Below are 21,390 nucleotides of genomic sequence, written 5' to 3' on the forward strand. Positions count from 1 at the left end.
GAATCCATGTCACTTTGAGTGCCCACACAGATTGTCTGATAAATTGTTAAAGAGCAGTTGCAACGCGGCTTTCAGCTCACCGTTGCGAGGTCCCGTATATTACGTTTTCCTCATTCAGAGTCAAGCGTTTATTTTCACTTTTCTCTGTCGGTTTTCAGCGTCGTATTTTACTGCTGAAACCCTGCTGACCCGGCGGCTTGCTTGCCGTTGTTCCGTGTCAGTGGAGGCGCATTATAGGGAGTTCTGAGACGTTGACAAGCCCTGTTTTCAAAAAACTTTTCAACCGTCTCTTTTTTCGCCAAAGCGGATGTTGAAATCGTAAAAAATGGCCCTTTTGCTGTTTTAACCACCGAAATAAGCCGTCAGGTGGCATACTGATGAAGTAGAAAAGAGAAAGGAACGGCATTCATGTCTATAAGCGCACAGCAGCTGGCGGCACAAAAAAACATCTCCTGGGTCATCGCGGAGAAGATCGCCCAAAAAATCCTCACTGACGAATATCCGCCAGAGAGCATCCTTCCCGGTGAAATGGAGCTGGGCGAACAGTTTGGCGTCAGCCGGACGGCAGTACGAGAAGCGGTAAAAACGCTGGCGGCTAAAGGCATGCTGCTTCCGCGTCCGCGTATCGGTACTCGCGTTCTGGCGCGCAGCAGCTGGAACTTTCTGGATAAAGAACTACTCGCCTGGTGGCTGACGGAAGATAATTTCGAAGAAGTGGTTAGCCATTTCCTGGTGATGCGTAGCAGCCTGGAGCCTCAGGCCTGTTTTCTGGCGGCGATTGCCGGTACCTCCGAGCAGAAAGCGCAGCTCAATACGTTAATGGAAGAAATGATCGAGCTGAAAAGACATTTTATCCGCGAACGCTGGATTGAAGTCGATATGGCCTGGCATGAACATATTTATGCGATGAGCGGCAACCCGTTTCTCACCTCTTTCGCGTCGTTATTCCATTCGGTATATCAAACCTATTTCACCTCGATTACGCAAAATGAAGTCGTTAAACTGGACCTGCACCAGGCTATTGTTGACGCCATTCAGGAAAGCGATGGTCCGCGCGCGCAGCTTGCCTGCCAGACATTGTTGAATACCCCAAACCACACAGGTAAATAAAGAAGGAAAAGGCATGACCGGGAAGAAAGGGCGGAGTATGGCCGGACTGCCGTGGATTGCGGCCATGGCTTTCTTTATGCAGGCGCTGGACGCCACTATTCTTAATACCGCGCTTCCCGCTATTGCGCATAGCCTTGGTCACTCCCCGCTGGCGATGCAATCCGCCATTATCAGCTACACCCTGACGGTAGCGATGCTGATCCCGGTGAGCGGTTGGTTGGCCGACCGCTTCGGCACCCGCAAAGTCTTTATCATTGCCGTCAGCCTGTTTACCTTAGGTTCCCTTGCCTGCGCGCTTTCCACTTCGCTACCCGAACTGGTTGTCTTCCGCGTCATCCAGGGGATCGGCGGCGCAATGATGATGCCGGTTGCGCGTCTGGCGCTGTTACGCGCCTATCCGCGTAGCGAACTGCTGCCGGTACTCAACTTCGTTACCATGCCTGGCCTGGTCGGCCCCATTCTCGGTCCTGTACTCGGCGGCGTGTTAGTCACCTGGGCCAGCTGGCACTGGATTTTCTTGATTAACATCCCGATTGGTATCATCGGCATTCTCTACGCCCGCAAATATATGCCGGACTTCACCACGCCCCGCCGTCGTTTCGATACCAGCGGCTTTGTTCTTTTTGGGTTAAGTCTGGTGCTGTTCTCCAGCGGTATTGAACTCTTTGGCGAGAAAATCGTTGCCAGCTGGATGGCGCTGTCCGTCATCGCCCTGAGCGTCGTGCTCATGCTGGCCTATATTCGCCATGCTCGTCGCCATCCCACGCCGCTGATTTCACTCTCCTTATTTAAGACCCATACCTTCTCTGTCGGGATCGCCGGCAACCTGGCCACACGGTTAGGAACCGGCTGCGTACCGTTCCTGATGCCTCTGATGCTACAGGTCGGTTTCGGCTACCCGGCCATTATCGCCGGCTGCATGATTGCGCCGACGGCCATTGGCTCGATTATCGCCAAGTCGACCGTCACACAGATACTACGCTGGTTTGGTTATCGCAAAACGTTGGTGGGGGTCACTATCTTTATTGGTTTGATGATCGCGCAGTTTGCGTTGCAGTCGCCAGGAATGCCGCTGTGGCTGCTACTACTGCCGCTATTTGTGCTGGGGATGGCGATGTCCACGCAGTTCACCTCGATGAACACCATTACGCTTGCTGATTTAACCGATGACAATGCCAGTAGCGGCAACAGCCTACTCGCGGTAACCCAGCAGCTGTCCATTAGCCTTGGCGTGGCCATCAGCGCGGCAGTCCTGCGTTTTTATGAAGGATTTGATAACGCCAGCACCATCGAACAATTCCACTATACCTTTATCACGATGGGTGCGATCACCGTGGTATCAGCGCTGATGTTTATGCTGCTCAGAGCTAAAGATGGCCGCAACCTGATAACGGAGCGTCACAAGCACTAAGCTGAACCGCGAACCACCAGTTCGGGGGTAAGCTGCACGCGCTGCTGTTTTTGCCCGGGATCCGCCATGCGGTGAATCAGCACATCGATAGCCAGCTCTCCCAGTTCATCTTTGGGTTGATGAATAGTGGTGAGCGGCGGGGTCATATAGCGCGCCAGTTCAATATCGTCATACCCCACCAGCGCCATATCCTGCGGAATACGCAACCCGGCCTGATACAGCGCCTGATACGCGCCGACCGCCATCGCATCATTACCGACAAATACCGCCTGCGGCCGTGGCGTTAACGCCAGCAGTTGCTGCATCGCGGTAAAACCGCCGCCAAATTCAAAATCGCTGGTAATGACATAACCTTCGGCGACATCCAGCCCGGCGCGCGCCATCGCCGCATGGTAGCCTTCCAGGCGCAGTCGCGACGGCGTCTTATCCAGCGGCCCGGCAATGCAGGCAATACGGGTATGACCGCGATCGATCAGATACTGGGTCGCCATATCGCCACCGAGCAACGAATTATCCTGAATGAGATCGCTGTCGCCGTCGAACGGCGCCCAGTCCATCATCACCGTCGGCACCGACGGATAACGCTGCATGATCTCCTGGGAAGGTTGATGCGTTTCGGTGCACAGCAGCAGCAGACCATCGACGCGTTTTTGCATCAGCGTTTCCAGATTGCGATTCATCCGCTGCTCATCGCCTTCGGTATTACATAAAACCAGGCTGTAGCCGCGCTCGAAACAGCTGCGTTCCACGCCGCGCACCAGCTCCGAATAAAACGGGTTAGTACTGGCGGTGATCAACATGCCGATGGTTCGCGTCTGATTTAACTTGAGGCTACGCGCCAGCGCCGAAGGTGCGTAGTTAAGACTTTTGATCGCCGCATCAACTTTGGCGGTAATCGCCTCGCTGACAAAGCGGTCTTTATTAATGACGTGAGAAACGGTCGAGGTGGAAACGCCCGCGACGCGGGCCACATCCTTCATGGTAGCCAAGCATTACCCCTGTTGACGCAAGAATTCGTCGATCTCTTTGCGCCACGGCACAGACGGTTGCGCTCCCTTACGGGTGACAGCAATCGCGGCGGCGGCATGGGCAAAACGGATGGCGTCTGCCACTTCACGGCCTTCCAGCAGCGCGGTGACAAATGCGCCATTAAAAGTGTCGCCAGCGGCGATCGTATCGATGGCCTGAACTTTAAATCCGGGGACCCGGCGGCTTTCGCCCTCGCAGCTTAACCACACGCCGCGGCTGCCGAGAGTAATCATCACCGTACCAATCCCTTTCGCATGAAGCGCACCGGCGGCTTTCGCGGCATCGTCGTCGCTTTCAACGCGAATACCGGTCAGCTTTTCCGCTTCGGTTTCATTCGGCGTAATGACATCCACCAGCGCCAATAGTTCATCTGAAAGTTCGCGCGCCGGGGCAGGGTTAAGCACCACGGTAGTCTGATGCTGATGAGCGATTTTCGCAGCGGCCATCACGCTCTCCAGCGGCGACTCCAGCTGCATTAACAATGCCTGCGCGCTGGCAATTCGTTCTTTTTCCGCCTCAACCTGAGAAACAGAAAGCGCAGCATTTGCGCCGGCATGAATACCGATGACATTCTCGCCTTCCGCGTTAACGAAGATCAACGCCACGCCGGTTGATTCGCCAGCAACGGCACGCACCGGCGCCACGTCGATGTTATCGCTCGCCAGCTGGCGGCGAACGCGTTCGCCGATATCGTCATCGCCAGTACAAGCAATGAAGGCAATATCCGCGCCGCTACGCCCGGCAGCGACAGCCTGATTGGCGCCTTTACCGCCGAAAGCCACTTGATAGTGGTTTCCGGTAACGGTTTCACCTGGAGTAGGGAAGGATTCAAGGTTAAGAATGTGATCGGCATTGATGCTGCCAAGGACGACAAGTTTACCTGCGGTTTTCATCATCTTTGTTCCCGGGAAAGCGCGCCACCGGACTCCGGTGGCGCATGCCCTGCTTTTCTTTTTTATGTTGTCCCTCGGACCGTTGCCGGCCCGAATCGCATTTTACTGCTTAATGACCAGTTTCAGCTCAACCGGATAGCTGGCATCCACTTTTTCACCCTTCAGCACTTTATCAGCGGTTTCGACGCCTTTAACGCCGATCTGCTCCGGCAACTGGGCGATGGTCGCTGCCAGTTTGCCACTATTTACTGCTTTTTCGCCATCCGGAGTGCCGTCAAATCCAACCACCATCACATCAGATTTTCCAGCAGTCTGCAGCGCACGCAGCGCGCCCAGCGCCATTTCGTCGTTCTGCGCAAACACCGCCTGCACGTCCGGATGCGCCGTCAGCAGGTTCTGCATCACGTTCAGACCTTTGGTACGGTCGAAGTCAGCGGGTTGGCTGGCCAGTACGTTGAACTTATGCGCCGCCACGGCCTGTTTGAAACCTTCGCCGCGCTCGCGCGCCGCAGAGGTACCGGCAATGCCTTGCAGCTCAATGACTTTCGCATTTTCCCCGACTTTCTTCGCGATATAGTCGCCGGCCATTTTACCGCCCAGCACGTTATCGGAAGCAATATGACTCACCACATCGCCTTTTGAAGCCTGGCGGTCCAGGGTAATAACCGGGATTTTAGCCTGGTTCGCCATCTTCACCGCATTGCCGACAGCATCGGAGTCGGTTGGGTTAATCAGCAGCAGTTTGGCGCCGCGAACCGTTAAGTCCTGTACGTTCGCCAGCTCTTTCGCCGGGTTATTCTGGGAATCCAGCACCACCAGGTTGTAGCCCAGCTTATCGGCTTCTTTCTGCGCGCCGTCTTTCAGAGAAACGAAGAAGGGGTTATTCAGGGTAGAGATAACCAGTGCGATGGTATCTTTCGCCATCGCGTTTGCGCTAACGGTCGCGCTTAGAGCAACAGCAGAGACCAGGGTCGCCAGTTTTTTCATATTCATAGTTAAGATGTCCTGTAGAGTTCTCAGTTACTGCTTTTTGTTATCTACCAGTACCGCCAGCAAAATCACCACCGCTTTGACGATCATCTGGTAATAGGAAGAAACGCCTAAAAGGTTCAGACCATTGTTCAGGAAGCCAAGAATCAACGCGCCAATCAGCGTGCCGACGATACGACCTTTACCACCGGCCAGGCTAGTGCCGCCAAGTACGACCGCAGCAATCGCGTCTAATTCATAGCCCGTCCCCGCCGTCGGCTGTGCAGAGGAAAGACGCGCCACTTCGATGATCCCGGCCAGTGAAGCCAACATCCCGCACAGCGCATAGACGATGATTTTCACTCTATTCACGCTGATGCCGGAAAGCCGCGTCGCCGCTTCGTTACCGCCCAGGGCATAAATATAACGGCCCAGGCGAGTATGGTGCAGCATGTACCAGGCCGCCAGGAAGACAATCGCCATAATCCATACCGGCGTCGGGATCCCAAGCGGGCGTCCGATACCGAACCAGCCAAACAGATCGGCGTTATCGCTAAAGCCGGTGTTGATCGGGCTACCGTTGGTATAAACCATCGTCACGCCGCGCAGCAGCAGCATCATCACCAGGGTGGCGATAAACGCCTGCACGCGACCTTTCGCGACAATTACCCCGGTCACCGCGCCAATAGCCGCACCGAGCGCCAGCGCGGCGGCAACGGCCACCAGCGCATTCACTTCGATACCGACGATAGACGCCGCGACGGCGCCGGTCAATGCCAGCAGAGAACCGACGGACAGGTCGATCCCCGATGTCAGAATGACCAGCGTCATCCCGACCGCCATGATGGCGTTAACGGAAGTTTGCTGCAGAATATTGAACAGGTTATTAACGGTAAAAAAGTTAGGGCTCATGGTCGAAACGATCGCGATCAGCACCAGCAGGGCGATCAGCGATTTTTGCTCCATCAGCCACGCTTTAGTGAAATAGCGGCGACCAGTAACAGCCTGGGTAGTCATCTTTTTTACTCCTGATTCACACGGTTAAGCTTGCCCACAGCGGCAGCCATCAATACTTCCTGGGTGGCCTGCTCGCGTGTGAATTCACCGCCGAGATGCCCTTCATGCATCACAATGATGCGATCGCTCATGCCCAGCACTTCCGGCATCTCAGAAGAGACAAGGATGATGCTCAGGCCATCGGCTTTAAACTGGTTAATCAGCTGGTAGATCTCTTTCTTCGCCCCGACGTCGACGCCACGGGTTGGTTCGTCGAGGATCAGCACTTTCGGCCGGGTCATCAGCCCGCGAGCGATAGCGACTTTTTGCTGGTTCCCCCCAGAAAGCAGGCCAATTGCCTGCTCCATCGAAGGCGTCTTCACATTAAAAAGCCGAATGAAATCGCTGACCGCCTGCTGTTCATCTTTATGCTTAAGGCTACCGCCCGCCCTGCTGAAGTAGCGCAGCGCGGTTAATGACATGTTTTCTTTGACCGACATCCCAAGCACCAGTCCATCACGCTTACGGTCTTCAGAGATATAGACAATGCCGTTCGCCAGGCCATCCTGCGGCGAACGGGTGACGACTTCATGGCCGTCCAGCGTCACGGAACCGCTGCTGCGCGGCAGCGCGCCGTACAGCACCTTCATCAGTTCAGTGCGCCCGGCGCCCATCAGCCCGGCAACGCCGAGGATTTCGCCCTGACGCAGGGTAAACGTCACGTTTTCCACCCCGGAACCGCAGAGATTATCGACCTTCAGACGTACCGCGCCGGGCGCCTTATCGAGATGCGGATATTGATCTTCCAGCTTACGGCCAACCATCATCTCGATCAGTCGGTCTTCATCCAGCGAAGCCACTTCACGCTCGGCAATAAATTGCCCGTCGCGAAATACGGTGACGTCATCGCAGATTTCGAAGATCTCTTTCATGCGGTGGGAAATATAGACAATGCCGCGCCCCTGCGATTTCAATTCGCGGATGACGCGGAACAGCGATTCGGTCTCGGTATCGGTCAGGGCATCGGTAGGCTCATCCATAATGATGACCTTCGATTCGAAGCTCAGCACTTTGGCGATTTCCACCATTTGCTGATCGCCAATCGACAGATCGCCCACCAGCTTCTGGCTGTTAAAACGTAAATTCAGCTTCGCCAGCAGCTTGTCCGCTTCGGCATACATCTTTTTCCAGTCGATTTTGCCAAAGCGGTTAACGAACTCGCGGCCAAGGAAGATGTTCTCGGCAATCGTTAATTGCGGGATCAGGTTGAGTTCCTGGTGAATGATGCCGATACCGGCTTCCTGTGAGGATTTTGGGCCGTTAAAGGTCGTTTCTTTACCTAACCACAGCAAAGAACCGGCATCACGGGTATAGATACCGGTGAGTACCTTCATCATTGTCGATTTACCGGCGCCATTTTCCCCTACCAGCGCCATTACCCGGCCAGCATAGACATTCAGCGCCGCGCCGGAGAGCGCTTTGACGCCAGGGAACGCTTTATCGATCCCTTTCAGCTGTAATAAAGCTTCCATGGCGGCGACCTCAGAAAGTGACGCCGGCACAGAGAATAATATTCGCATACGGGGAACACTCCCCGCTGCGAATTACCGCCTGACTATCTGCGGTTTGTTTTTTGAACTGCTCATGACTGGTGTAACGAATTTCAATCGTATTTCCCTGGTGGTGCTGCAGCTGCTCAAGATGATTGAGCAACGTCGCGTGGAGTTGCGGATTATGGGTTTTAATCTCTTCCGCGATGACCGCCGCCTCAACCTGCATTTCCGTCGTTACGACCTCCAGAACCTGCATAAATGAAGGTACGCCCTGAGTAAGCGCCATATCGATTCGCGCGCTGCTGCGGGGAACCGGCAATCCGGCGTCGCAAACAACCAGCATATCGGTATGACCGAGGCGGGAGATAACGGAAGAAATATCAGCGTTAAGTACGGTGCCTTTTTTCATTTTTTCTCTTTTGCTCCACTAGCGAAACGTTTCGCTAACATTAGTATTGTAAATGCAGGAGCAAAAAACCATCATCAAAAGAGATAAATGTGATCGCCATCGAAACGTTTCGCAAGGCGTGGGCAGGAAATTGCATTGAGATGTGAGAGACAAAAAAGCCCTTCATTATTGAAGGGCTTTTTGACATCAGATTTCTACCTGAGTACCGAGTTCGATAACCCGGTTCGGCGGGATTTCAAACTGATCCGGCGCGCGCAGAGCGTTACGCTGCAACAGCAGATATAGTTTGCCGCGCAGGCGCAGATACCATGGCCGTTTGCCGATAATCAGCGACTCGTGGGACATAAAGAACGACGTTTCCATCATTCGGCAGCTCAGCCCTTCCAGGCCGCAGCGATGGAACACCTCTTCGACGTTCGGCGTTTCACGCCAGCCATAGCTTGCTACAACGCGCCAGAACGACGGCGACAGTTGCTCAATCTGCACGCGGCGCACGTTATGCACATACGGGGCATCTTCGGTGCGCAGGGTCAGCAGGATCACGCGTTCATGCAGCACCTTGTTGTGTTTCAGGTTATGCAGCAGCGCAAAAGGGATCACGTTCAGGGCGCGAGACATATAGACCGCGGTACCCGGCACGCGCACCGGCGGTGATTTCTCCAGCGAGGAGATCATCGCTTCCAGCGAGTTGCCATGTTCATGCATCCGGCGCAGCAGGCGGAAACGCTCGCTCTTCCAGGTGGTCATCACCGTAAACATCACCAGGCCCAGTGATAACGGCAACCAACCGCCGGAGACGATTTTATCGAGGTTCGCCGAGAACAGCGGAATATCGATACACAGGAAGGCCACCAGCATCAGGCCGACAAACAGCTTATTCCAGTGCCAGTTTTTGCGCGCCACGGTCGCCGACAGAATGGAGGTCAACACCATGGTGCCCGTTACCGCAATACCGTACGCCGCCGCCAGATTAGAAGAGTGCTCGAAGCTGACAATGACGATGACCACAGAAACGTACAGCAGCCAGTTAATGAACGGGATGTAAATCTGCCCGGACTCCATTTCCGAAGTATGGATAATGCGCATTGGCGACAGATAGCCCAGACGCACGGCCTGACGAGTCAGCGAGAAGACCCCGGAAATCACCGCCTGCGAGGCGATAACCGTCGCCAGGGTCGCGATAATCAGCATCGGGATCAGCGCCCATTCCGGCGCCAACAGGAAGAACGGGTTTTTAATGGCTTCCGGGTGCTTCAACAGCAGCGCGCCCTGGCCAAAATAGTTAAGCACCAGTGATGGCAGTACTACCGAGAACCACGCTACGCGAATCGGTAGTTTGCCGAAGTGACCCATATCGGCATACAGCGCTTCCACACCGGTAATCGACAGCACCACCGCGCCGAGCGCAATAAAGGATACCGTTTTGTACTGCAGGAAGAAGTTCACTGCCCAGTAAGGGTTCAGCGCCTGCAGAACTTCCGGGTTATCGAGGATACTGCGCGCGCCAAGCACCGCCAGCAACAGGAACCAGATCAGCATAATTGGCGCGAACAGCTTGCCGACCATCCCGGTTCCGTGTTTTTGAATAGCAAAAAGCAGGGTCAGCACAATAATGGAGATGGGGACAATCCAGGTATCCAGCTGTGGGGCGATAATTTCCAACCCCTCTATCGCCGACATCACCGATATTGCCGGGGTTATCACCACTTCACCATAGAAGAAGCTACCGCCAATCAGGCCGAGGATCACCAATACGGAGGTCATCTTTGCCGAGGTGTTGCGCCCCGCCAGCGACATCAGCGTCAAGATCCCGCCCTCGCCGGCGTTATCCGCCCGCATCACGAAGGTGATGTATTTTATTGATACGGTAAAGATCAACAGCCAGAAAATCAGCGACAGAAAGCCAAAAACCGCATCGCGTTCAACGCCAAAGCCAAACTGGCCTGACAGACATTCGCGAAGGGTATACAGTGGACTGGTACCGATATCGCCGTAAACCACGCCGATTGCCGCCAGCGTTATTGCCGGCAGCGATTGTTTATTATCAGTGCTCATAGACTAGTCTTTTCGTTTATAAAACAAATGTGTGCCTAGTCCCTTGGCCCACAAAAAGCGCACAGTATGCACGATTATTTGCTGAATCGTACCCCTAACTGACACCATATTAACTTAGCTCAAAGAAAATAAATCGATTCTTCAGGCTATTACCACCCCTAATCAAACATCTATACTCGACGCAATAACGACACACGACAAAGCACGCAACTCTATTATGGCTCAATCACATTTACTGGCAGAAAGAATTTCCCGACTTAGCGCCGCCCTGGAAAAAGGGCTCTTTGAACGCAGCCACGCAATACGCCTGTGCCTGTTGGCCGCGCTTAGCGGCGAGAGCGTGTTCCTGCTGGGGCCGCCCGGCATCGCGAAAAGCCTGATCGCCCGCCGCCTTAAGTTCGCTTTCAGGCAGGCGCGCGCTTTTGAATATCTGATGACCCGCTTCTCCACGCCGGAAGAAGTTTTCGGCCCGCTGTCGATTCAGGCGCTCAAAGATGAAGGGCGCTATGAGCGTTTAACGGCAGGCTATCTGCCAGAGGCGGAAATCGTCTTCCTGGATGAAATCTGGAAAGCCGGCCCAGCTATCCTAAATACCCTGCTGACGGCCATCAACGAACGCCACTTCCGCAACGGCGCCCATGAAGAGAAAATCCCAATGCGCCTGCTGGTCGCGGCGTCGAACGAACTGCCCGAAGCGGACAACAGCCTCGAAGCCTTATATGACCGCATGCTGATCCGCCTGTGGCTGGATAAAGTACAGGATAAAACTAACTTCCGCTCGATGCTGGTCAGCCAGCAGGATGAAAACAGCAATCCGGTTCCTGAAAACCTGCAAATCAGCAACGATGAATTTACCCAGTGGCAGCATGACATTGGTACCGTGAAGTTGCCGGACAACGTCTTCGAGCTGGTTTTCCAACTGCGCCAACAATTAGATGCCTTGCCTAATGCGCCTTACGTTTCCGATCGCCGCTGGAAAAAATCCATCCGTCTGCTGCAGGCCAGCGCCTTCTTTAGCGGCCGCGACGCCATCGCGCCTATCGACCTGATCCTGCTGAAAGATTGCCTGTGGCATAACATCGAAAGCATGAATCTGATGTCGCAGCAGTTGGAGTCACTGATGACCAGCCATGCCTGGGGTCAGCAGGCGATGCTGACTAAACTAGGCGCCATCATCCAACGCCGTATTCAAATCCAGCAGCAGCACAGCGATAAAACCGCGCTTAAAGTCACGCGCGTTGGCGGCATGTTCAGCCGTAAGCCGCATTACGAACTGCCAGACGGTGTTGAGGGCGAGACGTTGACGCTGCTTCTCCAGCAACCGCTGAAACTGCACGATCTCGAAGTTATCCATATCGCCTTTGAACGCCAGGCGCTGATCAACTGGCTGGAGAAAGGCGGCGAGATCCGCGGCAAGCTCAACGGTATCGGTTTTGCCCAGCCATTAACGATGGATGTCGATGCCAGCCAACACCTGGTGGTGCGCGACGTCAGCCTGCAAGGCTCGCGCCTGTCGCTGCCCGGCAGCGAATCTCAGGAAAATATGCCTGCCGAGATCCGCCAGCAGCTGGAAGCGCTGGATGACGAGTGGCACCAGCAACATAACCGCTTTAGCGAACAGCAAAAATGCCTGTTTATTCCCGGCGACTGGCTGGGGCGTATCGAAGCCAGCCTGCAGGACGTCGGCGCGCAAATTAAACAGGCGCGCCAGCCATGACGCTCGACATGCTGAATGTCATGCTGGCGGTCAGCGAAGAAGGGATGATCGAGGAGATGCTGCTGGCGCTGCTGGCCTCGCCTCAACTGGCGGTGTTCTTTGAAAAATTTCCGCGGCTGAAAAATATCATCGCCGCCGATATTCCGCGCTGGCGAGAAGCGGTTCGCGCCCGACTCAAAGAGACGCAGATCCCTCCCGAGCTGGACGCCGAAGTGCAGATCTATCAGCAGGCCCAGCTGCTTTCAACATCGCAATTTATCGTGCAGCTGCCGCAGATCCTCGGCAAGCTGCATAAGCTCCAGTCGCCCTTTGCCGCCCAGGCGCAGCAGCTGGTGGACGATAACGCAACCTTCACCCCAGCGCTACATACTCTGTTCTTACAACGCTGGCGCTTAAGTCTGGTGGTACAGACCACCACCCTCAACCAGCACTTATTAGACGATGAGCGCGATCAGCTGCTCAGCGAGGTGCAGGAACGAATGACGCTGAGCGGGCAGCTAGAGCCGGTGCTGGTGGAAAACGACAACGCCGCCGGCCGCCTGTGGGATATGAGCGCCGGCGAGCTTAAACGCGGCGATTACCAGCTGATCGTGCGCTATGGCGATTTTCTCAGCCAACAGCCGGAACTGATGCAGCTGGCTGAGCAGTTGGGCAGATCGCGGGAAGCCAAACTGGTGCCGAAGAAGGATGCGCCGATGGAGGCCTTCCGCGCGATGGTTCGTGAACCGGCAACGGTACCAGAGCAGGTCGATGGCCTGCAGCAAAGCGACGATATTCTACGTCTGTTGCCGCCAGAGCTGGCAACGCTCGGCATCACCGAACTGGAGTTCGAGTTCTACCGTAAGCTGGTGGAAAAACAGCTATTAACTTATCGCCTGCACGGCGACGCCTGGCGGGAGAAAATCACCGAACGCCCGGTAACCCGGCAGGATTTTGATGAGCAGCCGCGCGGGCCATTTATTGTCTGCGTAGATACCTCAGGTTCGATGGGCGGTTTTAACGAGCAATGCGCCAAAGCCTTTTGTCTGGCGCTGATGCGCGTCGCGCTGGCGGATAACCGCCGCTGCTACATCATGCTGTTCTCCAGCGAAGTGGTGCACTACGAGCTAACCGGCCCGCAGGGGCTGGAGCAGGCGATCCGTTTTTTAAGCCAGCGCTTTCGCGGCGGCACCGATCTGGCCAGCTGTTTTCGCGCGATCGTTGAACGTTTGCAAAGCCCGCAGTGGGTCGATGCCGATGCGGTGGTGATTTCCGATTTTATCGCCCAGCGGTTGCCGGATGAGGTGGTCAACAAGGTGGGGGAGCTGCAGCATAAACATCAGCATCGTTTTCACGCGGTGGCGATGTCGGTACACGGCAAACCCGGCATCATGCGCATCTTCGATCATATCTGGCGCTTTGATACCGGATTGCGTAGCCGCCTGCTGCGTCGCTGGCGGCGTTAATCTTTACAGCAGAGCGGCGACGCTTTCCCGCACCTGCGCGGGCCATACGCCGCACTGTACCTGGCCGATATGGTCAAGCTGCAGCAACAGCATGGTTAAACGCGACTGGCCAATACCGCCGCCAATGGTCTGCGGCATCTCGCCGCGCAGCAGTGCCTGGTGCCATTCAAGCTGCAGACGGTCTTCATCGCCGGTCACCGCCAACTGGCGCTTCAGCGCCTCGGCGTCAACGCGGATCCCCATAGAGGAAAGCTCAAAAGCGTCTTCCAGCACCGGGTTCCACACCAGGATATCGCCGTTCAGGCCGGCAAAACCTTCCGCCGATGGCGAGCTCCAGTCATCATAATCCGGCGCGCGAACATCGTGGCGCTTACCGTCAGACAGTTTACCGCCGATACCGATTAAGAAGACGGCGCCAAGCTCTTTAGCGATCGCCCTCTCGCGGCCTTTAGCATCCAGATCCGGATAACGGCTCAACAGTTCCTGACTGTGAATAAAGTGGATCTGTTCCGGCAGGAATGGCGTCAGACCAAATTCCTGACTTACCGCCAGCTCGGTGGCTTTGATCCCAGCGTAAATCGCCTCAACCGTCGCTTTCAGCGTGCCGGTATGGCGTTCGCCGTCGCCCATGACGCGTTCCCAGTCCCACTGGTCAACATAAACGGAATGAATTGGGGTGAGGCGGTCTTCATCGGGGCGAAGGGCCTTCATGTGCGTGTATAGCCCTTCGCCCGCGCTGAAGTCGTGTTGTCCCAGGGTTTGACGCTTCCACTTCGCCAGTGAATGAACCACTTCGAATTGGGCGTCTGGCAGTGTTTTCACTTTTACCTGAACCGCTTTCTCGCAGCCGGACAAGTTGTCCTGCGTCCCATCTCCTACGCGGCTTAAGATCGGCGCCTGCACTTCAATCAGGCCAAGCTTCTCTTCCAGCTGACGGGAAAAATGGGATTTAACGAAACTAATCTGGCGTTGTTTTGCGATGTATGCGGTTTTCATTTTTTATCACTCCTGCGTCCTGTTGATATTGATTAAGCAACAGAAATGGCACTGAATTCAATAATCAATCAATAAAAAGACGTCCTGAGTTTTGATTCATTAAATTAACAAGCTAAAATAGTAAGAATCATCAAACATCATAAGAAAAAACAATGGAAAATTATCAGATCGACAATCTGGACCGCGGCATTCTTGATGCCTTAATGGCGAATGCGCGCACCGCCTACGCCGAACTGGCCAAACAGTTCGGCGTTAGCCCAGGTACGATTCACGTACGCGTAGAGAAAATGAAACAGGCGGGCATTATTACGGGGGCAAGAATCGACGTCAGCCCGAAACAGCTCGGTTATGACGTCGGCTGTTTCATCGGCATTATTCTTAAGAGCGCCAAAGACTATCCTTCCGCTCTCGCCCGGCTGGAGAGCCTGGAAGAGGTGACCGAGGCTTACTACACCACCGGCCACTACAGCATCTTTATTAAGGTAATGTGTAAATCTATCGATGCCCTGCAGCAGGTACTTATCAACAAGATCCAAACAATCGATGAAATTCAGTCCACTGAAACCCTGATCGTGCTGCAGAACCCGATCATGCGCACCATCAAGCCCTGATCGTTTTTTTTAATCCCACATTTTTCCACAGGTAGATCCCAGCTCGCTCACAGCGTACAATACGCCACTCAGAATAGTTGAGCGAGCGATCGGCGATCATGGCAGACATTACACTTATCAGCGGCAGCACCCTGGGCAGTGCGGAATATGTAGCAGAACATCTGGCGGAAAAGCTGGAAGAAGCGGGCTACAGCACTGATATCCAGCACGGTCCGCTGGTTGACGATCTGCAGGCTGAAGGGATCTGGTTAGTTATCTCTTCTACCCATGGCGCCGGCGATATTCCGGACAACCTGGTCCCTTTCTATGAAGCGTTGCTGGAGAAGCAGGCCGATCTTTCTGCCGTTCGCTTTGGCGCGGTGGGTATCGGTAGCCGCGAATATGACACTTTTTGCGGCGCAATCGACAAACTGGAAGCGGCATTAAAGGCCAACGGGGCAAAACAGATCGGCGAAACGCTGAAAATTAATGTCCTCGAACACGAGATTCCTGAAGATCCAGCCGAGGTTTGGGTGGGATCCTGGAAAAATTTACTCTGAGTTTTGTAAAGATCCGCAGCATCTTCTGTGGATAACCCTGCTCAAAAGCTTGGATCAACCGGTAGTTATCCAAAGAATAACCGGAGTATGCTTTTTGAGCTGTGCATAACCCTTCATTCTGATCCCAGCTTATACGGAACAGGATCACCGATCATTCACAGATTGTGATCCTTCTTAAGCGTTTGATCTTAAATAGTGGATCCGACTTATCCACAAAGAGAGTCGATCCTAATAAGAGATCACAATAGAACAGATCTCTAAATAAAAGATCTTCTTTTTAATACTCAGGATCCCGGCCCCTTTCTCGAAAGAGCAAAGTTGAGTAGAATCCACGGCCCGGGCTTCAATCCATTTTCAAACCGCGTTATGCGAGGCAGATCACCATGTTTTATCAGGATCCTTTTGACGTCATCATCATTGGCGGGGGTCATGCAGGCACTGAGGCCGCGATGGCAGCAGCGCGAATGGGCCAACAAACCCTGCTTTTGACACACAATATCGATACGCTGGGGCAGATGAGCTGCAACCCGGCGATTGGCGGTATTGGGAAGGGACACCTGGTAAAAGAAGTGGATGCGCTCGGTGGTCTGATGGCGAAGGCGATCGATCAGGCAGGTATTCAGTTTAGGATACTAAACGGTAGCAAAGGCCCGGCTGTCCGTGCGACTCGCGCCCAGGCCGACCGGGTGTTGTATCGTCAGGCGGTACGCACCGCGCTGGAGAACCAGCCAAACCTGATGATCTTCCAGCAGGCAGTAGAAGATCTGATTGTCGAAAACGATCGCGTCGTCGGCGCCGTGACCCAAATGGGCCTCAAGTTCCGGGCTAAGTCGGTGGTGCTGACCGTCGGCACCTTCCTGGATGGCAAAATCCACATCGGTCTGGACAACTACAGCGGCGGCCGTGCCGGCGATCCGCCGTCAATCCCGCTGTCTCGCCGTCTGCGTGAACTGCCGCTGCGCGTAAGCCGCCTGAAAACCGGTACTCCGCCGCGAATTGACGCGCGCACCATCGATTTTAGCGTGCTGGCGCAACAGCACGGCGATAACCCGATGCCGGTCTTCTCGTTTATGGGATCCGCGGATCAACATCCGCGCCAGGTACCGTGCTATATCACTCACACCAACGAGAAAACCCATGATGTGATCCGCAGCAACCTCGATCGCAGCCCAATGTACGCCGGGGTGATTGAAGGTATCGGCCCACGTTACTGCCCGTCGATCGAAGACAAAGTCATGCGCTTTGCCGATCGCAACCAGCATCAGATCTTCCTTGAACCGGAAGGGCTGACTTCAAACGAAATTTATCCAAACGGTATCTCCACCAGCCTGCCGTTTGATGTGCAAATGCAAATCGTCCGCTCAATGCAGGGGATGGAAAACGCGAAGATCGTTCGCCCTGGCTACGCCATTGAGTACGATTTCTTTGACCCGCGTGACCTGAAGCCGACGCTGGAAAGCAAATACATTCAGGGTCTGTTCTTCGCCGGCCAGATCAACGGTACTACCGGCTATGAAGAAGCCGCCGCGCAGGGTCTGCTTGCCGGTCTTAATGCCGCCCGCTTCTCAGCGGAAAAAGAGGGGTGGGCGCCGCGTCGCGATCAGGCCTATCTTGGCGTTCTGGTGGACGATCTGTGCACCCTCGGCACCAAAGAACCGTACCGTATGTTTACCTCCCGTGCTGAATATCGCCTGATGCTGCGTGAAGACAACGCCGATCTGCGCCTGACCGAACAGGGACGAGAGCTGGGGCTGGTGGACGATGAGCGCTGGGCGCGTTTCAACGAGAAACTGGAAAGCATTGAGCGTGAACGCCAACGCCTGAAAACCAGCTGGGTTAACCCGCTGGCGGAAAGCGCAGCCGAAGTGAACGCTCATCTGACCGCGCCGTTATCGCGTGAAGCCAGCGGCGAAGATCTGCTGCGTCGCCCGGAAATGACCTACGAACAGCTGGTTCAGCTTTCTCCGTTCGCGCCGGGCCTGCAGGATCAACAGGCGGCCGAGCAGGTTGAGATTCAGGTTAAGTACGAAGGCTATATCGCTCGTCAGCAGGACGAGATCGAAAAACAGCAACGCAACGAGAATACTTTGCTGCCGGCAACGCTCGATTACCGTCAGGTATCCGGCTTGTCCAACGAGGTTATTGCCAAGCTAAACGACCATAAACCATCATCTATCGGTCAGGCATCGCGTATTTCCGGGATTACTCCGGCGGCAATTTCTATTTTGCTGGTGTGGCTGAAAAAGCAGGGGATGCTGCGCCGCAGCGCCTGATAGCCGTCAGAGCGCGTTAATTTGGCGGATGCAAAATCAGCGATCGCCTTTATAATTCACAGCCCGGTAAGCGTTAGCGCCTCCGGGCTCATTATTTTTAGAAGGTATTCACCGTGCTCAACAAACTTTCTCGTCTGCTGGACGAAGCGGGTATTTCGCTCACCGATCACAAGAAAAATCAGCTGGTGGCGTATGTCGGGATGCTGGATAAGTGGAACAAAGCCTATAACCTGACCTCTGTTCGCGATCCTAACGAGATGCTGGTTCGCCATATCCTCGATAGCATTATCGTTGCGCCGTATCTACAGGGCTCCCGCTTTATCGATGTGGGAACCGGCCCTGGCCTGCCGGGGATTCCGCTGGCTATCGTGCGCCCGGAATCTCATTTCACATTACTGGATAGCCTTGGCAAGCGTGTACGCTTCCTGCGCCAGGTCCAGCATGAGCTAAAACTGGATAACATCACCCCTGTGCAGAGCCGTGTGGAAGAGTTTCCCGCAGAGCCGCCGTTTGATGGGGTCATTAGCCGTGCTTTTGCCTCGCTGAACGATATGGTGAGCTGGTGCCACCACCTGCCGGCGCCACACGGACATTTCTACGCGTTGAAAGGACAGGCGCAGGAAAGTGAAATGGCAAACCTGCCAGAAGGTTACCAGGTTTGTGACGTGATTGAACTGCATGTCCCCCAGCTGGAAGGGGAGAGACATTTGGTGGTCATTAAGCCAAACGCCTTATAATTTTTATCAAAAAATGTGGAAAAAATGTGGCCTGCGCATGTTACAAAAATCAAAGTTACCTGCGGGTATTATCTGGCCACTTTTAACCTTGCTTTTACTATGGCTTTTCTAGCGTTTAACTTTAGCGTGGTGGTTTACTGGCTGAATAGTCAACTTTGAAAATATCAGGGTGCTAAAAATCGATGAACTGTCAGTTCATATTGATGTTAAATTTTTATTATAAATGTCAATAAAAGGTTTTTATTGTATGTGGGGTTGTTTTGCAAAAAGACCTCACTTTTTATCTTGAATATCAAAAAGATGAAAACTTACTGATTCTGTACAGATTTAATTCGATTGCACCGAAAATGTTTATTATGTGATCTAATGCACGCTTTAATGGCCGCGTTTTCTCATTATTTGCACTTCTGGTTGATCCCTCACTGATTGACGAAATGCATGAAAAATTGCCGCTCAGAAAATAATTAAACATTTATTCACTATTTTGCTACTTAATGTTTGAAATCACGTGTTGTCACCGTATAATTTGTCCGCTTTTTGACGCTTGACTCTTGGTCTTAAAGAACGTTTTATACGACACGCGGCATACCTCGAAGGGAGCAGGAGTAAAAACGTGATGTCTATGTCGCTCGTGAGTCGAAACGTTGCTCGAAAGCTTCTGTTTATTCAGTTACTGGCAGTAATAGCAAGCGGACTGCTGTTCAGCCTCAAAGACCCCTTCTGGGGCATCTCCGCCATATGCGGAGGTTTGGCGGTCGTTTTGCCAAACGCGTTGTTTATGATTTTTGCCTGGCGCCATCAGGCGCATACACCAGCACAAGGCCGAGTGGCCTGGACCTTCGCCTTCGGTGAAGCATTCAAGGTGTTGCTGACCTTCGCCCTACTGGCGATGGCGCTGGCGGTTTTTGAAGTGGTATTTTTGCCGCTGATAGTGACGTGGGTTTTGGTGCTGGTGGTACAAATTCTGGCTCCAGCTGTAATTAACAACAAAGGGTAAAAGGCATCATGGCTTCAGAAAATATGACGCCGCAGGATTACATAGGACACCATCTGAACAACCTTCAGTTGGACCTACGTACATTCTCGCTGGTGGATCCGCACAACCCCCCAGCCACCTTCTGGACGCTCAATATTGACTCCATGTTTTTCTCGGTGGTTCTCGGTCTGCTGTTCCTTGCCATGTTCCGTAGCGTTGCTAAGAGAGCGACCAGCGGCGTACCAGGGAAATTCCAAACCTTCATCGAAATGATCATCGGCTTCGTCCATGGCAGCGTCAAAGACATGTACCATGGCAAGAGCAAGGTCATCGCGCCGCTGGCGCTTACCGTGTTCGTCTGGGTATTCCTGATGAACCTGATGGACCTGCTGCCAATCGACCTGATTCCTTATATCGGCGAACACATTTTCGGCCTGCCTGCACTGCGCGTGGTTCCGTCTGCGGACGTGAACATCACCCTGTCGATGGCGCTTGGCGTGTTCATCCTGATTATTTTCTACAGCATCAAAATGAAAGGCGTTGGTGGGTTCGTTAAAGAACTGACCATGCAGCCGTTCAATCACTGGGCGTTCATTCCTGTCAACTTAATCCTTGAAGGGGTAAGCCTGCTGTCCAAACCGGTTTCTCTCGGTCTGCGACTGTTCGGCAACATGTATGCCGGTGAGCTGATTTTCATTCTGATTGCTGGTCTGTTGCCGTGGTGGTCACAGTGGATTCTGAATGTGCCTTGGGCCATTTTCCACATCCTGATTATTACGCTGCAAGCCTTCATCTTCATGGTTCTGACGATTGTCTATCTGTCGATGGCATCCGAAGAGCATTGATTTTTACCAACACTACTACGTTTTAACTGAAACAAACTGGAGACTGTCATGGAAAACCTGAATATGGATCTGCTGTACATGGCTGCCGCTGTGATGATGGGTCTGGCGGCAATCGGTGCTGCGATCGGTATCGGCATCCTCGGGGGTAAATTCCTGGAAGGCGCAGCGCGTCAACCGGATCTGATTCCTCTGCTGCGTACTCAGTTCTTTATCGTTATGGGTCTGGTGGATGCTATCCCGATGATCGCTGTAGGTCTGGGTCTGTACGTGATGTTTGCTGTCGCGTAGTAAGTTGTTCGAAAGAAACCTAAGCCACAGAGTTAATTTAAGAGGTATTGTGCTGTGAACATGAACGCAACAATCCTCGGCCAGGCCATCGCGTTTGTTATCTTCGTATGGTTCTGCATGAAGTACGTATGGCCGCCGTTAATGGCTGCCATCGAAAAGCGCCAGAAAGAAATTTCTGACGGTTTAGCTTCTGCAGAACGCGCTAAGAAAGATTTGGACCTTGCACAGGCCAACGCGACCGACCAGCTGAAAAAAGCGAAAGCGGAAGCCCAGGTAATCATCGAGCAAGCGAACAAGCGTCGCTCTCAGATTCTGGACGAAGCTAAAGCTGAAGCAGAACAGGAACGCACTAAAATCGTTGCACAGGCGCAGGCTGAAATCGATGCCGAACGTAAACGTGCTCGCGAAGAACTGCGTAAGCAGGTTGCTATCCTGGCTGTTGCTGGCGCCGAGAAGATCATCGAACGTTCCGTGGATGAAGCTGCTAACAGCGACATCGTGGATAAACTTGTCGCTGAACTGTAAGGAGGGAGGGGCT

At 53.8% G+C, this 21,390-nt stretch carries 20 protein-coding genes; 12 read left to right on the top strand and 8 right to left on the bottom strand.

The genetic code is table 11. The features are described 5' to 3' along the window. The first annotated feature begins 408 nt into the window (after positions 1 to 408). Both ABLV66_RS25175 and mdtD read left to right on the top strand, forming a co-directional pair. The gene (locus ABLV66_RS25175) at positions 409 to 1,110 is read left to right on the top strand and encodes a FadR/GntR family transcriptional regulator (protein ID WP_348877244.1); all 702 of its coding nucleotides are present in this window, start codon (positions 409 to 411) and stop codon (positions 1,108 to 1,110) included. 13 nt (positions 1,111 to 1,123) lie between these two features. Then, complete coding sequence (mdtD, locus tag ABLV66_RS25180; RefSeq protein ID WP_045396023.1) at positions 1,124 to 2,521, top strand: multidrug transporter subunit MdtD; 1,398 nt, start codon at positions 1,124 to 1,126, stop codon at positions 2,519 to 2,521. Here the strand turns inward: mdtD and rbsR are convergent. The 7 genes from rbsR to kup form a co-directional block, all read right to left on the bottom strand. Then, on the bottom strand, positions 2,518 to 3,510 hold the full coding sequence (rbsR, locus tag ABLV66_RS25185) for a ribose operon transcriptional repressor RbsR (protein WP_072251486.1): 993 nt from the start codon (positions 3,508 to 3,510) through the stop codon (positions 2,518 to 2,520). The genes mdtD and rbsR overlap by 4 nt on opposite strands. Before the next feature lie 3 nt (positions 3,511 to 3,513). Next, positions 3,514 to 4,446 (bottom strand): ribokinase, encoded by a 933-nt coding sequence (gene rbsK, locus ABLV66_RS25190; RefSeq protein WP_315712000.1) that lies wholly within the window; start codon positions 4,444 to 4,446, stop codon positions 3,514 to 3,516. 99 nt (positions 4,447 to 4,545) lie between these two features. After that, complete coding sequence (rbsB, locus tag ABLV66_RS25195) at positions 4,546 to 5,436, bottom strand: ribose ABC transporter substrate-binding protein RbsB (protein WP_045396020.1); 891 nt, start codon at positions 5,434 to 5,436, stop codon at positions 4,546 to 4,548. 27 nt (positions 5,437 to 5,463) lie between these two features. Further along, the gene (gene rbsC, locus ABLV66_RS25200) at positions 5,464 to 6,429 is read right to left on the bottom strand and encodes a ribose ABC transporter permease (protein WP_015368991.1); all 966 of its coding nucleotides are present in this window, start codon (positions 6,427 to 6,429) and stop codon (positions 5,464 to 5,466) included. 5 nt (positions 6,430 to 6,434) lie between these two features. Next, a complete protein-coding gene (rbsA, locus tag ABLV66_RS25205; RefSeq protein WP_015368992.1) occupies positions 6,435 to 7,940 on the bottom strand; it encodes a ribose ABC transporter ATP-binding protein RbsA in 1,506 nt (501 codons plus the stop codon). A gap of 10 nt (positions 7,941 to 7,950) precedes the next feature. Next, positions 7,951 to 8,370 carry a D-ribose pyranase gene (gene rbsD / locus ABLV66_RS25210; protein ID WP_348877243.1) on the bottom strand — a complete coding sequence of 140 codons (420 nt, stop codon included), beginning with the start codon at positions 8,368 to 8,370 and terminating at the stop codon, positions 7,951 to 7,953. A gap of 186 nt (positions 8,371 to 8,556) precedes the next feature. After that, on the bottom strand, positions 8,557 to 10,425 hold the full coding sequence (gene kup / locus ABLV66_RS25215) for a low affinity potassium transporter Kup (protein WP_045396012.1): 1,869 nt from the start codon (positions 10,423 to 10,425) through the stop codon (positions 8,557 to 8,559). A 217-nt stretch (positions 10,426 to 10,642) separates the two neighbouring features. Between kup and ravA the strand changes: the two genes are divergently transcribed. Together ravA and viaA are read left to right on the top strand one after the other, a co-directional pair. Beyond that, a complete protein-coding gene (gene ravA / locus ABLV66_RS25220; protein ID WP_348877242.1) occupies positions 10,643 to 12,142 on the top strand; it encodes an ATPase RavA in 1,500 nt (499 codons plus the stop codon). After that, positions 12,139 to 13,587 (top strand): ATPase RavA stimulator ViaA, encoded by a 1,449-nt coding sequence (gene viaA / locus ABLV66_RS25225; protein ID WP_015368996.1) that lies wholly within the window; start codon positions 12,139 to 12,141, stop codon positions 13,585 to 13,587. The genes ravA and viaA overlap by 4 nt, the downstream gene beginning before the upstream one ends. A gap of 3 nt (positions 13,588 to 13,590) precedes the next feature. Here the strand turns inward: viaA and asnA are convergent, their stop codons facing one another. Beyond that, positions 13,591 to 14,583: an aspartate--ammonia ligase gene (asnA, locus tag ABLV66_RS25230; RefSeq protein WP_047044566.1), complete on the bottom strand. Its 993-nt coding sequence runs from the start codon at positions 14,581 to 14,583 to the stop codon at positions 13,591 to 13,593. A gap of 152 nt (positions 14,584 to 14,735) precedes the next feature. Between asnA and asnC the strand changes: the two genes are divergently transcribed. The 8 genes from asnC (at position 14,736) to atpF (ending at position 21,377) form a co-directional block, all read left to right on the top strand. Beyond that, positions 14,736 to 15,194, top strand: coding sequence for a transcriptional regulator AsnC (asnC, locus tag ABLV66_RS25235; RefSeq protein ID WP_015368998.1), 459 nt, complete (start codon positions 14,736 to 14,738; stop codon positions 15,192 to 15,194). 98 nt (positions 15,195 to 15,292) lie between these two features. After that, positions 15,293 to 15,733: an FMN-binding protein MioC gene (mioC, locus tag ABLV66_RS25240; RefSeq protein WP_047044568.1), complete on the top strand. Its 441-nt coding sequence runs from the start codon at positions 15,293 to 15,295 to the stop codon at positions 15,731 to 15,733. Positions 15,734 to 16,116: 383 nt separating this feature from the next. After that, a complete protein-coding gene (mnmG, locus tag ABLV66_RS25245; protein WP_015369000.1) occupies positions 16,117 to 18,006 on the top strand; it encodes a tRNA uridine-5-carboxymethylaminomethyl(34) synthesis enzyme MnmG in 1,890 nt (629 codons plus the stop codon). Between the two features lie 113 nt (positions 18,007 to 18,119). Continuing rightward, positions 18,120 to 18,743: a 16S rRNA (guanine(527)-N(7))-methyltransferase RsmG gene (gene rsmG / locus ABLV66_RS25250; protein WP_348877241.1), complete on the top strand. Its 624-nt coding sequence runs from the start codon at positions 18,120 to 18,122 to the stop codon at positions 18,741 to 18,743. A gap of 616 nt (positions 18,744 to 19,359) precedes the next feature. Next, a complete protein-coding gene (gene atpI, locus ABLV66_RS25255; protein ID WP_015703918.1) occupies positions 19,360 to 19,740 on the top strand; it encodes a F0F1 ATP synthase subunit I in 381 nt (126 codons plus the stop codon). Positions 19,741 to 19,748: 8 nt separating this feature from the next. Beyond that, positions 19,749 to 20,564: a F0F1 ATP synthase subunit A gene (gene atpB, locus ABLV66_RS25260; RefSeq protein ID WP_015369004.1), complete on the top strand. Its 816-nt coding sequence runs from the start codon at positions 19,749 to 19,751 to the stop codon at positions 20,562 to 20,564. A gap of 48 nt (positions 20,565 to 20,612) precedes the next feature. Beyond that, the gene (gene atpE, locus ABLV66_RS25265; protein WP_000429386.1) at positions 20,613 to 20,852 is read left to right on the top strand and encodes a F0F1 ATP synthase subunit C; all 240 of its coding nucleotides are present in this window, start codon (positions 20,613 to 20,615) and stop codon (positions 20,850 to 20,852) included. A 54-nt stretch (positions 20,853 to 20,906) separates the two neighbouring features. After that, a complete protein-coding gene (atpF, locus tag ABLV66_RS25270) occupies positions 20,907 to 21,377 on the top strand; it encodes a F0F1 ATP synthase subunit B (RefSeq protein ID WP_004107293.1) in 471 nt (156 codons plus the stop codon). The last annotated feature ends 13 nt before the right edge of the window (positions 21,378 to 21,390 follow it).

This window comes from Klebsiella sp. CN_Kp073 (assembly GCF_040065495.2).
GTDB classification, from domain to species: Bacteria; Pseudomonadota; Gammaproteobacteria; order Enterobacterales; family Enterobacteriaceae; genus Klebsiella; species Klebsiella aerogenes.